The 14920-nt window shown below is 59.8% G+C and carries 15 protein-coding genes; 7 read left to right on the top strand and 8 right to left on the bottom strand.

From position 1 onward, the window contains the following. Positions 1-38: 38 nt before the first annotated feature. Positions 39-1001, bottom strand: coding sequence for a DMT family transporter (locus tag SIB92_RS12050; RefSeq protein WP_412552287.1), 963 nt, complete (start codon positions 999-1001; stop codon positions 39-41). Positions 1002-1125: 124 nt separating this feature from the next. On the opposite strand from SIB92_RS12050, the gene SIB92_RS12045 reads away from it, so the two are divergent. The 3 genes from SIB92_RS12045 to SIB92_RS12035 all read left to right on the top strand — a co-directional run bounded on the left by SIB92_RS12045 (position 1126) and on the right by SIB92_RS12035 (position 3815). After that, entirely contained in the window at positions 1126-1491 is a 366-nt protein-coding gene (locus tag SIB92_RS12045) for an ArsR/SmtB family transcription factor (protein ID WP_412552286.1), read from the top strand. Beyond that, the gene (locus tag SIB92_RS12040; RefSeq protein WP_412552285.1) at positions 1484-1963 is read left to right on the top strand and encodes an SRPBCC family protein; all 480 of its coding nucleotides are present in this window, start codon (positions 1484-1486) and stop codon (positions 1961-1963) included. The genes SIB92_RS12045 and SIB92_RS12040 overlap by 8 nt, the downstream gene beginning before the upstream one ends. A 100-nt stretch (positions 1964-2063) precedes the next feature. Beyond that, on the top strand, positions 2064-3815 hold the full coding sequence (locus SIB92_RS12035) for a tetratricopeptide repeat protein (RefSeq protein ID WP_412552284.1): 1752 nt from the start codon (positions 2064-2066) through the stop codon (positions 3813-3815). Between the two features lie 49 nt (positions 3816-3864). Here SIB92_RS12035 and SIB92_RS12030 read toward each other — a convergent pair whose 3' ends face one another. From SIB92_RS12030 to mbfA, 4 genes are all read right to left on the bottom strand, one after another. After that, complete coding sequence (locus SIB92_RS12030) at positions 3865-4338, bottom strand: YaiI/YqxD family protein (RefSeq protein WP_412552283.1); 474 nt, start codon at positions 4336-4338, stop codon at positions 3865-3867. 15 nt (positions 4339-4353) lie between these two features. Beyond that, entirely contained in the window at positions 4354-5187 is an 834-nt protein-coding gene (gene fghA / locus SIB92_RS12025; protein ID WP_412552282.1) for an S-formylglutathione hydrolase, read from the bottom strand. A 39-nt stretch (positions 5188-5226) separates the two neighbouring features. Further along, a complete protein-coding gene (locus SIB92_RS12020) occupies positions 5227-6156 on the bottom strand; it encodes an AEC family transporter (RefSeq protein WP_412552281.1) in 930 nt (309 codons plus the stop codon). Positions 6157-6277: 121 nt separating this feature from the next. After that, the gene (mbfA, locus tag SIB92_RS12015) at positions 6278-7252 is read right to left on the bottom strand and encodes an iron exporter MbfA (RefSeq protein ID WP_412552280.1); all 975 of its coding nucleotides are present in this window, start codon (positions 7250-7252) and stop codon (positions 6278-6280) included. A 134-nt stretch (positions 7253-7386) separates the two neighbouring features. On the opposite strand from mbfA, the gene SIB92_RS12010 reads away from it, so the two are divergent. Further along, positions 7387-8010 carry a TetR/AcrR family transcriptional regulator gene (locus tag SIB92_RS12010; RefSeq protein ID WP_412552279.1) on the top strand — a complete coding sequence of 208 codons (624 nt, stop codon included), beginning with the start codon at positions 7387-7389 and terminating at the stop codon, positions 8008-8010. Positions 8011-8163: 153 nt separating this feature from the next. After that, positions 8164-10092, top strand: a complete 1929-nt coding sequence (locus tag SIB92_RS12005) for a DUF3604 domain-containing protein (RefSeq protein WP_412552278.1) — start codon at positions 8164-8166, stop codon at positions 10090-10092. Between the two features lie 16 nt (positions 10093-10108). On the opposite strand, the gene SIB92_RS12000 is transcribed toward SIB92_RS12005, so the two are convergent. Then, a complete protein-coding gene (locus tag SIB92_RS12000) occupies positions 10109-11584 on the bottom strand; it encodes a multicopper oxidase domain-containing protein (RefSeq protein WP_412552277.1) in 1476 nt (491 codons plus the stop codon). A gap of 63 nt (positions 11585-11647) precedes the next feature. On the opposite strand from SIB92_RS12000, the gene SIB92_RS11995 reads away from it, so the two are divergent. Continuing rightward, positions 11648-12097, top strand: a complete 450-nt coding sequence (locus tag SIB92_RS11995) for a hypothetical protein (RefSeq protein WP_412552276.1) — start codon at positions 11648-11650, stop codon at positions 12095-12097. 5 nt (positions 12098-12102) lie between these two features. On the opposite strand, the gene SIB92_RS11990 is transcribed toward SIB92_RS11995, so the two are convergent. After that, a complete protein-coding gene (locus tag SIB92_RS11990; protein WP_412552275.1) occupies positions 12103-13215 on the bottom strand; it encodes a hypothetical protein in 1113 nt (370 codons plus the stop codon). A 163-nt stretch (positions 13216-13378) separates the two neighbouring features. Here SIB92_RS11990 and SIB92_RS11985 point away from each other — a divergent pair, with 163 nt between their 5' ends. Beyond that, positions 13379-14128 carry a vWA domain-containing protein gene (locus SIB92_RS11985; RefSeq protein WP_412552274.1) on the top strand — a complete coding sequence of 250 codons (750 nt, stop codon included), beginning with the start codon at positions 13379-13381 and terminating at the stop codon, positions 14126-14128. Here the strand turns inward: SIB92_RS11985 and SIB92_RS11980 are convergent. Further along, a complete protein-coding gene (locus SIB92_RS11980; RefSeq protein ID WP_412552273.1) occupies positions 14115-14843 on the bottom strand; it encodes an NYN domain-containing protein in 729 nt (242 codons plus the stop codon). The genes SIB92_RS11985 and SIB92_RS11980 overlap by 14 nt on opposite strands. Between the last annotated feature and the right edge of the window lie 77 nt (positions 14844-14920).

The raw sequence follows: 14920 nt of genomic DNA, 5'->3' as shown, positions 1-14920 counted from the left end.
CAAGCTGGGAAGCAAGCGGGGAATGCGTTGGGCTGGGCTTAGCGGCGCACGCGGGGACGGTCCGGCATCGGCGCGCTGCCCACTTTGGCTTCGCGCCAGAACACAAACAGACCAGCGCCAATGATGAGGGTCATGCCGATCCAGGTGGTGGGGGCGGGCCATTCGCCAAAGATCACAATGCCAAAGAGTACGCCCATGGGCATGGCGGCGTATTCCAAAGGCGCGATCAGGCTGGCCTCGGACACGCGGTAGGCTTGAGAAATAAAGAAACCGCCAAAGGCGATGGAGCAACCCAGCAGAAACAGGATGGGCCAGTCGGCGGTGGCGGGCCAATGCCAGGCGCGCAAAAGGAAGCTGATCATCTCGCCGCCCGCGTTTTCGTAGGCCCCATGGCCGAGCAGCAGGCCGACACAGGCGGAGACCACAATGAAGACGATCTGGATGAACACGGCCATGGTGGCGGCGCTGTCGGTGGTGCCAATCTTGCGGGTCAGCACGTGCAGCAGCGCATAGGCGACGGCGGAGACCAAGGGCAGCAACAGCGCGAGATTGAAGTCGGAGGCGCCGGGGCGGATCATGATTAGGACGCCAATCATGCCTGCGGCGACGGCGGCCTTGCGGCGTGGGCCGATGATCTCTCCCAACAGTACGGCGCCAAAGAGCGTGATCAGCAGGGGGGAGATGAAGAACACGGCCATGGCGTCGGCTAGAGGCAGCACAGCGAGCCCGAGGAAGAAGGTGGTGTTGGCGAAGACCACGCAAAGGCCGCGCAGCCCGTGCATGCCGAGGCGTTTGGTGCGCAGGGCGGAGAAGCCGCCTTGAAACGGCACGATCACAATCAGCAAAATGGTTAAACCAATCAGCGAGCGGGTCAGCACAATTTGGTGCAGCGCGTAGTCGCCGGAGAGGAATTTGATTGCCGCGTCGTTGATCGAGAAAAAGAAGGTCGCGATCAGGGCGGAGAGCGGGCCAAGGGGCAGAGTGGTGCGGGGCTGAGACATGGGCGCAGAAGGGCGGGATTCGCCGGCGAGGTCTAGGTCAAAAACGACCCTCGCGCGAAAAGCCGTTGAATTGATTGCGTTTAAAGGTGTTGACGGATTAGGTATAATGCATAACCATTGAGTTATGAAACTATCTGGTTATGCAAATCCTGAGTTGAACGCGGTCTTTGCCGCGTTAGCTGACCCAACCCGCCGCGCGATTTTGGCGCGGCTGTGTGAGGGCGAGGCCAATGTGCGCGACTTGGCGGAACCGTTTGAGATGAGCCAACCTGCGGTGTCCAAACATCTGAAGGTGTTGGAGGCCTCGGGGCTGATTGAGCGCGGGCAGGTGGGACAAAGCCGCCCGGCCTATTTGAAGGCCGCGCCGATGAAAGAAGCGGTGGACTGGATGGAGCAATTCAGCCGCTTCTGGTCCGGCAGTTTTGATCAGTTGGACGCGCTTCTTGAGACAATGAAATCTAGCGAAAAGGACGATTTGAAAGATGAGTGATTTGCCAACTTATATGTACAAACGCACGTTTGAAGGCACGTTGGGCCAGATTTGGCAGGCGTTTAGCGACCCGAAGCTGCTGTCGGTCTGGTACGGGCCAGGGGTGGAGACGGTGATTCACGAGTTCGATCTGCGCCCCGGTGGGCGGTGGCTCAACGAGATGAAATGGGGCGAGACGTCGGACTACAGCCGGATGGAGTTTCAGGAGGTGTCTGAAGGCGACAAGATTGTCTGGTTGCATCACAGTACCGATGAGAACTGGGAGCAGGCGCCCAATCCGATGATGCCAAACTGGCCGCAGAAGCTTTTGACCACGGTGACGTTCAGCGAGCAGAACGGGCGCGGGCAAGTGAAGCTGGAGCAGGTGCCGGTGGATGCGACGGAAGACGAGATTGCCTGTTTTGCGCAGATGATGGGCAATATGGACAGCGGCTGGGGCAAAGGTTTCGATATCCTGCAGAGCCTGCTGTAACGCGCCAAAACACTATTTTCTTTGCCAAAAACGCCTGCCTCGGCTTACGCTGGGGCAGGCGTTGCGGTGTTTTTGGACTGTTTTGCGCAAAGGGGATGACATGAGACACACGGTTTTTGCGGTCTGCGTTGCAGGCGTGGTTGGTGGTGTTGGCGTGGCAAGGGCGGAGGATGCGGGGGCGTTCTGGCAGCCTGCGCGGGAGAAATTCAATCAGCTTTCGGATAAGGCTTGTGATGGTAACGGGCGGGCGTTTCGCGAGCTGATGCAGGCGGCCATCATGGAAGAGCATCCGGTGGCGCAAAATGATCTGGCCTGGGTGTTTGCCACGGAGCGATGCCAGTTTTTCGCCGATGACATCGAAGCGGTGGCGGACCTGCAGAAGCAGGCGGCGGATGCGGGCTATCCGGTGGCGCAAAACAACATTGGCGTGAAGTTGATGCAGGGGCAGGGCATCACCAAAAACGTTGAGCTGGCGATTGATTATTTTGAGGCCGCGATGCGCGCGGGCTATGGCGAAGCGGCGGCGCAGCTGGGGATTTACTTTGCTGAAGGCGTGCATGTGGAACGTAATATTGCGCGGGCCGATCAGCTTTGGGAGGACGCGCAGTTCCTTGAGGCGGATCAGGACATGCTCGACCGGCTGGGGGATGCGCTCAATGCTGCCGCGCCTGCGCCGCAATTGGTGAAGACCTCGGACGGCTGGGCCTATCGCGATGGCGAGGCTGGCTGGAACCTGGTGCAGAACGGCGCCCTCGTGGCCACTGTTCTTGTTGGCTACGATCGGGAGTTTCAGGAATATTACTACGGGTTCTACCGGGTGTCAGACGATCCCATGATCCACTTCATGGGGGTATCGGTGGCGCATGCCGGGGGGCGGGAGACCGAACTCGATATGAACGGCTGTGGTGGGCAGAATTGTCTGACGGACTATGGCGACAGTGCGCAGGTGCGCATTCCGATTTCCGCGCGCAATCAAGCGGCGATGTTGGAGGCGTTCAAGTCCGGCAATACGGTGAAATTCCGCTATCAGACCCGAGCCAGCTATGCGCAGGACCAGTTCAAAACCATGACGATGGGTCTGAAAGGCTCCCGCAAGGCGATTGAGGCGTTGGAGCGAGAGGCGGCTTTGGCGCGGCCCTCATCGGTGCCAGCTACACCTACCCCGCAAACCTCCGCGCCGCAATCCACGCCATCTGCACAGGTGACGGTGGCAGAGCCCAGCTACACCGGCGGCACGTCCTACTATCATGAGGACACAAAAAACGGGGACAGGTTCTGCCAAGCTGAGGATCAAGCGGAATTCCCACCTCATTTCTTTTCTGAATTGAACGAGCTGCAAATCAAAGGATGGGTGGAAGAGCCAACTGGTCTGCTGAAGCCAGCCAATTTGGATTATCTCAATACGGCCACGACGCTTTGGAGTGGGGGGCTGCATTCGAGCAGTTCGGGTCAACTTGTGTTTTATAAGAATGGTGCCGTTAAGGAGTTGCAACACACCGCACGGGACGGCGTGTTTGATATCTACGAGGTGCTGTCTGGTAGTTGGCAGCGCGATCCGGCACGCGGCGTGGTTTTGCGCCTGAAGTCCAAATGGAGCTACTGGCAGTCGGGCCATGACCACTACGAATGTACCGGCGGCACTTTGGCTTCGAACACATCTTTTGGCTTTCGGGACGGGAAAAACGCCAGTTGGCGCAGCTGTTCCATCGTCTTTAAATGTGAGCGTTGGAGCGACGAGCGGCCAGAACGCACGCCGGTTCAATACCATGGCTCATTGGTGGAATGGGCGCCGGGTGATGTGGCGCCAAAACAATTGAAGTGGAGCCAAAAGGAGCTGAAAGGGCGGGATTAACTCGGCCCCTCAGGTTTTCTCCTTCTCCAAATACCTCCGCCGGAGGCTCCTAAGGTTGCCAACAGCACTCAACCTCGCGTTTGGCCGCCCGCAGCTCACGTTCCAAGGCATCCAGAAAGCGGGACCGATCCGCTTTGGTGAAGCCTTTGCCGCCGCCTTGCCGAAACGGGTCAGCGGCACGCAGGTCGGCCATGAGGTCGCGGGTGGCCAGCACGTTGCCGATGTTGGCCGCCGTGAGGGCTTCGCCGTTGTGTTTTAGTACGCGCGCGCCGCTTTCCACACATTTGGCTGCCAGAGGGATGTCGCCGGTGATGACCACGTCGCCTGTTTTGGCACGGTCAGCGATCCACATGTCGGCCACGTCGGGGCCTTCGGGCACTATCACGTTCTCCACTAGCGGGTTTTGCGACGGGCGTAATCCGCCGTTGGAGACGACGTAGATTTTCACTTTGTGGCGGGTGCCGACGCGCTCGACTTCGGCTTTCACCGGGCAGGCATCGGCATCCACGTAGATGGCAGTCATAGGTTGAAGTCTTTCTTAGTCCGCATAGAGCGCTTCGGCGTGGAAGGCGATGTGCTCTTCCATGAAGGTGGAGACAAAGAAGTAGCTGTGATCATAGCCTTTTTGCAGGCGCAATGTAGCTTCCTGACGGCGCGCATTGGCAGCTTCGGCCAGCGCTTCGGGACGCAGCAAGTCGATGAACTGGTCGCTGGTGCCGGTGTCGACCAGCACAGGGCCGTCAAAGCCGTTTGCTTTCATTAAGAGCGTGGCGTCATGCGCAGCCCAAGCGGCCTCGTCATTGCCGAGATAGGAGGTGAGCTGTTTGCGGCCCCAGTCTGACGCGGTGGGGTTGGCGATGGGAGCAAAGGCCGATACGGAGCGGAAGCGGCCGGGCAGGGACATGGCCATGGTCAGCGCACCGTGGCCGCCCATGGAGTGGCCCATGATGGATTGGCGGGATAGATCAACGGGGAAGTTTTCCTGCAGCATCGAAGGCAGGTCTTCGGTGATGTAATCCCACATGTTGTAATGCGGCGTCCAAGGCGCTTGCGTGGCGTTCACATAGAAGCCTGCGCCTTTGCCTAGATCGTAGGCCGGATCATCAGCCACATCGTCGCCCCGGGGCGAGGTGTCCGGGAAGACCAGCGCCACGCCTTGTTCGGCGGCCCATTGCTGTGCACCGGCTTTGGTCATGGCGTTTTCATGGGTGCAGGTCAGGCCTGACAGATACCAGATCACCGGCACGGGGCCGGTTTGGGCTTCCTCTGGCAGGAACAACCCAAAGGTCATCTCACAGCGGGTGCTGTGCGAATTGTGGCTGTACACGCCTTGGGTGCCGCCAAAGGCGCGGTTTTCTGAGATGATTTCCATGGGAAGGCCTCCTGCCAAAAAGGGTCGGCGTCCACGATGTCAGAGTTGGGAGACCCATGCAATCACAACGCTGACCGTGGCGATGGATATGACTGTGGAGAAGAGGATGGCAGCAGAAGCGCGATGGGGCGCGACGCCATAGTGTTGCGCCAGCATGTAGACGTTTCCGGCCACGGGGAGCGCGGCGGCGGCGATCACCACAGAGGCCGAATAGGCATCAATCGGCAAGAGCCAAAGCACTGCGACGGCGACAAACAGTGGGTGCAGGATCAGTTTGGCAAAGGTGAGCCAGAGCGCCACCTCGACCCGTTCCGCAGATTTGCCCGCCAGTGAGGCGCCGATGGCGAAGAGCGCGCCGGGGGTGGCCGCGCCACCCAAGATGGCGAGGAACTCGTTCATCGGGTCGGGAATTGGGATCTCCAGGGCGGACCAGACAAAGCCCAGCGAGATGGCGACAATCATCGGGTTGCGCAGCAGGCCGAGGGTCACAGTTTTGAGCACGCCGATGTGCATGCGACCGTCACGGCTGCCAGTGATCAGGATCACAATCAGGCTGGAGAAGACAATCAGGTCCACCGCCAGCACCATCATGACGGGGCCAATGGCCTCTGCACCCATCAAGAGGGTCAGCATGGGCACGCCAAGGAAGCCGACGTTGCCAATGGTGGCACATTGCGCCTCCACTGCGGCGGTGGCGATGTCCTGTTTGCGCAGCATGGCCACAAGCGTGGCGAGGCCGTAAACGGCGAGGCAGCCCATGAGGTAGCCGCCAATCAGACGCCAGTTGAGCACCTCGGCGAGGCTGAGATTGGCGGAAAACCGGAAGAGCATGGCCGAAAGGGCGAAGTAGAAGACAAACTTGGTGAGATAGACCGTGGCTTCCGCAGAAAAGAAGCGGGTGCGCCCGGCCCAGTAGCCCAGGCCGATGATTGCAAAAAACGGCAGTGTTTTCAGAAAGATTGCCAACATGCGCCAGCCTTAGCAGGTTTGCGGGGCTTGGCAAATGGGGGAGAGGGGCGCTGCCCCTGACATGCGCGGGCGCATGTCTCCCCGGGATATTTTTGGCCAAATGAAGTGTGTTGGACAGCGACTAGCCACCGCCAATCAAAGCGCCGGCGGCAAAGACCAGCGCGCCGCCAAGCACCACCTGGAAGGTGGCGCGGCCAAAGGGGGTTTTCATAAACCGGTTTTGTATCCAGACAATCGCCCAAAGCTCGATGAACACCACAATGATGGCAATGATCGTGGCGGTCCAAAAATCGGTGATCAGATAGGGCAGCGCGTGGCCCAAGCCGCCCAGCGTGGTCATAATGCCGGAGGCAAAGCCGCGTTTGACAGGGGAGCCGCGTCCGGAGAGTTCGCCGTCGTCGCTGGCGGCCTCGGTAAAGCCCATGGAGATGCCCGCGCCCACAGAGGCGGCGAGACCGACGAGGAATGTGGTGTGCGTGTCCTGCGTGGCAAAGGCGGTGGCGAAGATGGGCGCGAGGGTGGAGACCGATCCGTCCATCAGGCCCGCGAGGCCCGGTTGCACCCATGTCAGGATGAACTGGCGGTTGGCCTTGTCGTTCTCCTCGTCGCGCGCATCGGCATCCAGGTGCTTTTCGGTGACGGCTTCGGCGGTGGACTGGTGGCCCGCTTCGGCGGCGGCCAGATCGCCGAGCAGTTTGCGGGTGTCGGCGTCGCTCACCTGCTTCATGGCGTTGAGGTAAAAGTTCTCCGCGTCCGCTTCCATGCCGGCGGCCAGCGCGCGGATGCTGTCCAGAGATTGGTTGGAAGATAGCCAAAGCGGCGCGCGGGTGTGAAAGCCCGCGACATGTTCCCGGCGGATCAAGGGGATGGTGTCGCCAAAGCGGGCACGGTGCTGGTCGATCAGGGCTTGGCGGTGGGTGTCTTCCTCAGCGGCCATGTCTTCAAACACCTTGGCGGAGGCGGGGTAGTCCTCGCGCAGCTGTTGCGCAAAGCTGCGGTAGATGCGGGCGTCATCCTCTTCGGAGGCAATGGCCAGGGCGAGGATCTCTTGCTCTGAGAGATCTTTGAGGCGTTTGCGGGTGGGCAAAAAGCGCATGAGGGGCTCCACTTTAGAATAATTCTAAATATGCATACCCTTTTGTGAGGTGCAAGCGCTTGCCGCAACGGAAGTGGGCAGTGTAATGTCCCCGTTACACTCGCCGGGAGGCCGGAACAGCCTATGAGAGATATATGACCGACACTGTGGCCATCCTGAAAAAGGGGCGCAAATTTGCACAGGTGGTGGACAGCGCGCGGGCGTTGTTCATGTCCCATGGCTTTGAAAGCGTGAGCATGGATGTGATTGCGCAGAACGCCGGGGTCTCCAAGGCGACGTTGTACAATTACTTCCCGGACAAGCGGATGCTGTTTGCCGAAGTGGCGCGGCGGGAGTGCATTTTGCAGGCGGAAAGCCTAGAAGCCGCAGTGGACTTGGCGCGACCGGTGCCGGAAGTGTTGGGCATCGTCGGGCGCGGGTTGATGGAGATCATCCTGTCTGACTTCGGCCGCAATATGTTTCGGGTCTGTGTGTCCGAGGGCGAGCGGTTTCCAGACATTGGACGGCAGTTTTACGAGACCGGGCCGGGAATTTTGAAAACCCGCCTGATCGAGTTCTTCTACATGGCCGAGGAGCGCGGCGAGTTGGAAGTGGATGATTTTGCGCTGGCGGCGGATCAGTTTGCCGAGCTGTGCAAAGCCGGATTGTTCCTGCGGCAAGTGACGGGCGTGCAGACTAAATTTGCCCAGGAAGAAATTGACTATGTGGTGGATGGCGCAGTGACCACCTTCATGGCGCGGTATGGCGCGCGCAGCTGACCGCTTTGCAGCGATAAATGTAGCGAATTGCGAAATTTGACGGAACGAGGCCAATCTATGGTAGGCTTCGTGCAATTGACTTGCGCGTTTGGCGTGAATTCTGGCCCGGCGTGCTCCCAATAGCTTTGTTTAAACTGTTGCCGGGAGGGTGCCATGCCTAAGGCCCAATGGAAGTTTCACTTGATTTTGAAGTCACTTATGGGGACCGCTGCGGCGTCTTCGCTTGCGCTGGGCACTGCGGCGGTGGCGCAGGAGTTCAACACGGAACAATCCGATACCGAGGTGGTGCTGGCGCCGGATGGGTTTTCGCCCTACGCCGGTCGCAACTTCCCGCAGGTGCCCTTGTGGGGCGACAGCCATTTGCACACGATGGTCTCGGTTGATGCCGGGACGATGACGCGGTTGTCCCAGGAAGATGCGTTTCGATTTGCCCGAGGCGAAGAAGTGACCACCACCCATGGGTTGCGGGCAAAGCTGTCTCGCCCGCTGGATTGGCTTGTGGTGTCCGATCATGCGGAAATGTATGGGTTGATGCCACAGCTTCTGGGCGGTGATGCGCAGATCTTGTCCTCGCCCATCGGTAAAGAATGGTATGAAAAGCTCACCGCTGGCGATCCGCAAATTGCGTTTGAAACTGCGATGGAGATTGTCGCCTCGCTGTCCGGGGATGTGCCGCCAATTGATAACCCCAAGGCGGTGAAACATGCTTGGGAGAATTACACGGCGCTGGCGGATCAGTTTAACGAGCCGGGCGTGTTCTCCGCGATCATCGGGTATGAGTACACCACCGAAGGGGCCAACAACCTGCACCGCAATGTGCTGTTCCGAGATGACAGCGTGCGGGCCAATCAGACACGGCCCTTCTCGCAGTTTGACAGCAAGAATCCCGAGGACCTCTGGGCTTATTTGGCCGAATATGAGGCACGCACGGGTGGTGAGGTTTTGGCGATTGCGCACAATGGCAACCTGTCCAATGGGCGGATGTTCTCGATGAATGCCTGGGATGGATCTGAACTGACCAAAGAGATCGCCGAGATGCGGGCGCGGTTTGAGCTGATCTACGAGCCGACACAGATCAAAGGTGACGGAGAGGCGCATCCGTTCCTCAGCCCGGATGATGAATTTGCGGATTTTGACACCTGGGACGCCTCCAACCTGAATGGCACGGAGCTCAAGACGCCGGACATGTTGGCCGGGGAATATGCGCGAGAGGCGCTTAAGCGCGGTCTGAAGATCGAGCAGGAGCTGGGCGTAAACCCGTTTAAGTTTGGCATGGTCGGGGCGACGGATGCTCATACGGGTATGGCCACGGCGCAAGAGGACAATTTCTTTGGAAAGCACTCCGGGGTGGAGCCGGAGCCGCAGCGTTGGAAACATGTGGTGATAGAGGCGCCGGACCCGGACCTGTCGATTTATGGCTGGAAGCAGGCCGCTGGCGGGCTTGGCGCGGTCTGGGCCAAGGAAAACACCCGCGCGGCGATCTTTGACGCGATGATGCGCAAGGAGACCTACGCCACCACCGGGTCACGCATGTTGGTGCGCTTCTTTGGCGGGTATGAGTTTACCGAGGCAGATGCGCAAAGCCGCCTGCCCGCAGATGCGGGCTATGCCAAGGGGGTGCCCATGGGCGGAAACCTAGTCGTTTCAGAGGATGGTTCTGCGCCGACCTTCCTGGTGGCTGCCTTGAAAGACCCGCTGTCGGGCAATCTGGACCGGATTCAGATTGTGAAAGGCTGGCTGGATGCGGAGGGCGAGACGCAGGAGAAGGTCTATAATGTCGTCTGGGCCGGAGACCGTGCGCTGGATGGCGATGGCAAGTTGCCGGATGTGGGCAATACTGTTGATGTGGCCAATGCGACCTGGACCAACACCATTGGCGCGGCGGAGCTGATTGGCACCTGGCAGGACCCGGATTTTGATGCCAGCCAGTCTGCGTTTTATTATGTACGGGTGATTGAGATCCCCACACCGCGCTGGACCGCCTATGAGGCCAAGCGCTTTGGGGTGGAGATGGATGCGGCGGTGCCGATGATCACCACCGAGCGGGCTTATACCTCGCCGATCTGGTACACGCCGGGGTGAGTTGGAGGCGCGTGGGTTATGTCACAGTGAACTGACCCATCATGCCGCAATCCTCGTGTTCGAGAATGTGGCAATGGTACATGTAGGGCGCGTCTTCCGGGGCTTCATAGTCAAATTTGACCAGCACTTCGGAGGCGCCGTTTTCGACGTGCACCATGTCTTTCCATCCCGCAGCAAAAGCCGGAGGCGGGGCGTCGTTTTGCGTTAGGATGCGGAACGAGCAACCGTGAATGTGGAATGGGTGCAGCTGGTCGTCCACGGTGATGCGCCAGATTTCAGTGTCGCCTTTGCGCACGGTTTCGTCGATGCGGTCCATGTTCATGGGCTGGCCGTTGATCGCCATCGCGCCGCCGCCACAGACATTGCCCCAATTGGCGGCCAGAGCGGCGAGGTCGGCGCCGGTGTCCATTTCCAAAGAGAAGTCGCGTGTGACGGTGGCTTGGCTGCGGTCTGGCAGGGCCAGATTGGCAAGTTGATCGGGCAAGGCGCCGTCAAAACCCTTGTCCGATGTGCGCGTCAGGGTGAGGGCGGTTGCGGTGGTGTTTCCGCCGCCAAACAGCCCGCCGAGGAAATTGAACAGGCCTTCCTCGGGTTCCAGGCCAACCATCAGGCTGTTGCTCTCCGCTGTGCGCAGGTCAACGAGCACCTCATAGCGTTCGCCCGGGGACATGAGGATGCTCTCGGTCTCAACAGTCCGCGCCAGAAAGCCGCCGTCAGAGGCGATCACGCGCATGGGGCCGGTTTGCATCGAGAGTGTGAGGAATTGCGCGTTGCAGGCATTTAGGATGCGCAGGCGCACGAGGCCAGTGGGCACGGATTGTGCAGCCGGGGCGATGGCGCCGTTGACCACCAGCGTGTCGCCAATAAAGCCATCCTCGAAGACTGCGCCGCTGACGTCGTAGGTGAGCGTGCCATCGGCGGCGAACATTTTGTCCTGTATCACCAACGTGAAGTCATCCACACCGTAGGTTTTCGGCAAGTCCGCAGCGAGGCTGGCATCGTCTTCGATCAGCATCACGCCTGCGAGACCCTTGTAGGTCTGTTGCGCGGTCTTGCCGTGGGTGTGGGAATGAAACCAGTTCATCGACGCGTGTTGGGCAATGGGTACGTCCGGCGCCCAAGTGTCGCCAGGCGCGATTTCCTGGTGAGGTCCGCCATCCACGTCGCCGGGAATGTGCAGGCCATGCCAGTGCAACGTGGTGACATCGTGCAGTCTGTTTTGCACGTCAAACGGCAGAGTTTGCCCCTGTTTCACGCGCAGGACAGGGCCAAGGTAGCTGTTGTTGATGCCGTAGGTGGCGCTCGCCGCCGCGTTGCCAAAATCATGGGTGGCCGCGGCCAGTGTCAGCGGCAGGCGACCTTCTATGCCTGTGGTGAGGTCGGTCATTGGGATCAATGGCAGTGGGCGCGGGGAGGATTGCGCAAAGCTTGTTCCGGCGCTTGCCAGCACGGCGGCGGCCCCGGACGTTTTGAGAAAGTCGCGGCGGTTCATTGAACTCTCCATCAATCATCAACTATGGTTGATAAATGAAAATCGAAAGACCATTTGTCAACTATGATTGATAAAAAAGATGATCGCTTCCTTGCCGACAATATCAAGGGGCTGATGATGACCGTGTTGGGGCGGTGGAATGCGCAGATGGATCAGGCGCGTCAAACGACGGAGTTTGCCTCTATTCGCGAGTCTGACATGCGGGTGTTTGGGCAGTTGCGGGGACGCGCGCTGAAACTGTCGGCGCTGCATCGCGAGTTGGGCATGTCGCGGCAGGCCGCACAGCAGGCTGTGACGCGGTTGGTGGATCACGGGGTGTTGCAGGTGAAGCTTGCCGAAGGCAGCAAGCGGGACAAAGTTGTGTCTGTGACGGACAAAGGTCAGGAGCTGCGGGGGTTGGCGGCCCGGCAAATCCGTAAGTTTGAAACGCAGTGTGTTGAGACCATCGGGGTAGAAAACACAGAGATGCTGCGCGATTTTCTTAAGCAGTTGGGGACCGCGGGCAAGCCATAGAGCAGCTACTCCCCGCGCAGCGCCTGGGCCAGGTCGGCGTTTTCCAGCACGTAGTTGCCAAAACTTGGCCGCCAGACAAGGCCGCGGTCGCGTAGTACGTCCAGTGCCTTTTGCACGCCGCCTTTGGAGTAGGCTTTCCGGTCCGGACCGGCGAGGGCCTGGCGGGTGGCGTCAGTGTAGGGCGAGAACTGGATGCCTTCAGTGGCCATTTTGCGCAACAGCGCCTGTTGCAGCTTGGTGAGCGTGCTGATTTCGGCCAGCAGGGCCTCTCGCATCTGGTGTTTCTTGCGCTGCGCGATGGTGCGCAAGGCCTCGTCGCCAGCGGTGGGTTCCAGGATCAAGTCGCGCAGGCAGTCGGTGAGGATTTCCGGACGGCGGCCGAGGTCGTCAAACACCGCGTCCACTGTGGCGGCGGTGAGTTGGGCGTCTGGCGCGAGGCGGGCGTTGATGCGATGCGTGAGCGCGGTGCTGTAGCTGCTGCCCAATGTCGGGAAGTCGCGCACGCGGGCGCCAAAGAACGGGGCTTGCTGGTCGTGGATCAGCGCGGCGAGCTTGTCGCGGTGGGAGCCGGTCATCACCAGATAGAGCCGGTTGGGCAGGCCGGATTGATTCACCGCATCCCGCGCGGCTTTGAGGGCGAACATGGCGTTTTTGCCCGCCTCGGTGGCGAGGCTTTGCTGGGCTTCGTCAATGATCAGGACCACGTCTTTCTGCGTGGCTTCACATAGCAGCAGAAGCGCGTCGGGGATGGTGCCTTCCCATTGGCCTGCCAATTTCAGGTTCACGCTAAAGCCCAGCGCGCCGACGGATGTAAACGGCACATTGCGATGCAGTTTGGCGATCAAGCTGTCGTTGTCTTTGAGCGCATTGGCGAGGCAGGCGGTGATCAGTTTGGCCGGATCAGAGCTGCGGTCGGCCCAGAGGTCCACGTAGAGCACGCATTTGCCTTGCTGCTCCAGAAGCGGGGCGAGGTCGCGGCGTAGGAAGGTGCTTTTGCCGGTGCGCCGTGGGGCGGCGAGGAACAGCCCAGCGCTTTCGCCCACCAAGGGATCGGGGTTCAGCAGGCTGGCGACTTGCTCCGCCTCAAAGGGGCGCGGGATGTGGTGGTCGGTGGTCATGGGTATCCTGAGGTAACTGGTATGGCCGTAGGGTAATCTGATGTGGAGTACTTTGGAATACCCTTTGTGTCGAAGGGGGCAGTGACGGAAATGTGACCACGCTTGTGGGGAGAAAGTGTGGTCACGTTGGACAGCAAAGCAGGTGAGGTGCCAGACTGGCATCATGAAACGGGTTTTTGCACTGACGGTGGCGGCAACCGTCGCAATGATGAGTGGCCCCAATGCGCTCGCGGCGCAGGTGGGGAGCTGCGCGACGGATGCGATGTTGGTGTTTGACGGCTCCACCTCCATGGCGGAGATCAGTTTTGAGACCGGCCCCAATACCCGCATTGTCGAGGCGCGGCAGGCGATCCGCCGGGCGATGCCGGACATAGCGCCCTATCGCCGGGTTGGGTTGATGACTTATGGGCCCGGCGCGGGCGGGGCTTGTGCAAATGTGGATCTGCGATTTGGGCCGGTTGAGAATGCAGCCGGGCCAGTGATTGCTGCGATTGATGGGTTGCAACCAGATGGACTGACGCCGTTGACGGCGGCAGTGCAGCAAGCGGCAGAGGCGATGGACTACCGCAACAGCCCAGGCGTTGTGGTGCTGGTGACCGACGGCAATGAGACCTGCGGTGGGCGGCCTTGTGCAGTGGCGCGGGCGTTTCGAGCAACTGCGCGCGATTTGGTGGTGCATGTAATTGGATTTCGGGCGGAGGTGGATTTCTTTGCCTGGAACAATCCGGAACAAGATCCGTTGACCGACACCACCGTGGCGCGGTGTTTGGCCGATGAGACCGGCGGCCTGTTTGTGACCACGGAAACGGTGGACGAGTTGGTGGCAGCATTGCAACGCACGTTGGGGTGTCCGGTGATTGGCGCGGTGGAGCAAAGACACTCACAGACGGCGCTGGCCATTAGCTTTTCTTAGTGGCGAGAGCGACTTGGATCGGGTTGCCATTGCCGCCGCTGCGGCGGGTTTTGAATTGGTTGAGGCTTTTGACAAGGTCGCTGAGCTTGGCGTGGCCGTAGGTGCGACTGTCGAAGTCTGATTGCATTTCGGCAATCTTCTGGCCGATTTGGCCCAGCGAGAACCACTCGTCATCTTGGTCAATTTTCTCCATGGCAGCACGGATCAGCGGAGCGGCTTCTTTGGTGGGGCGTTTTCCTGAGGTTGCGGAATCTGTGGCTGGCTTGGGTTCCGGTTCCACGATATTTTCAACCAGAATGAAGCGGTTGCACACGTTGCGCAGGCTTTCTGGGGTTTTCTGTTCGCCAATGCCAAAGACGCTGAGCCCTTGTTCGCGGATACGACTTGCGAGCGCGGTGAAGTCGCTGTCAGAGCTGACCAGGACAAAACCGTCAAAACGACCGGAATGCAGGATGTCCATGGCGTCGATCACGAGGCCAATGTCTGAAGCGTTCTTGCCTTTGGTGTTGGCGGACTCCTGATGCGCGACCAGGCCAAGTGTACGTACCGGTTCAAGCCAGCTTTGCAGGCTTGGGGACGCCCAATCGCCGTAGACCCGGCGTAGGGCGGGTTCTCCAAGGGCGGTGATTTCTTTCAGGATGGCGGCAGCGTGTTTGGCGGGGATGTTGTCAGCATCAATCAGGATGGCCAGCAAAGGGCGGGTGCGGTTTGTCATAAGGCAACTATCTATCAATAAATAAAAAAAGGCGCGCCACGGGGGCACGCCTGGCTGGTCAATAGATGGGCCTTAGC

This window comes from Shimia sp. MIT1388, assembly GCF_047124445.1.
Classification (GTDB): Bacteria; Pseudomonadota; Alphaproteobacteria; order Rhodobacterales; family Rhodobacteraceae; genus Shimia.
Note: the sequence above shows the minus strand (reverse complement) of the source record. Positions and strands in the feature narration are given on the sequence as shown.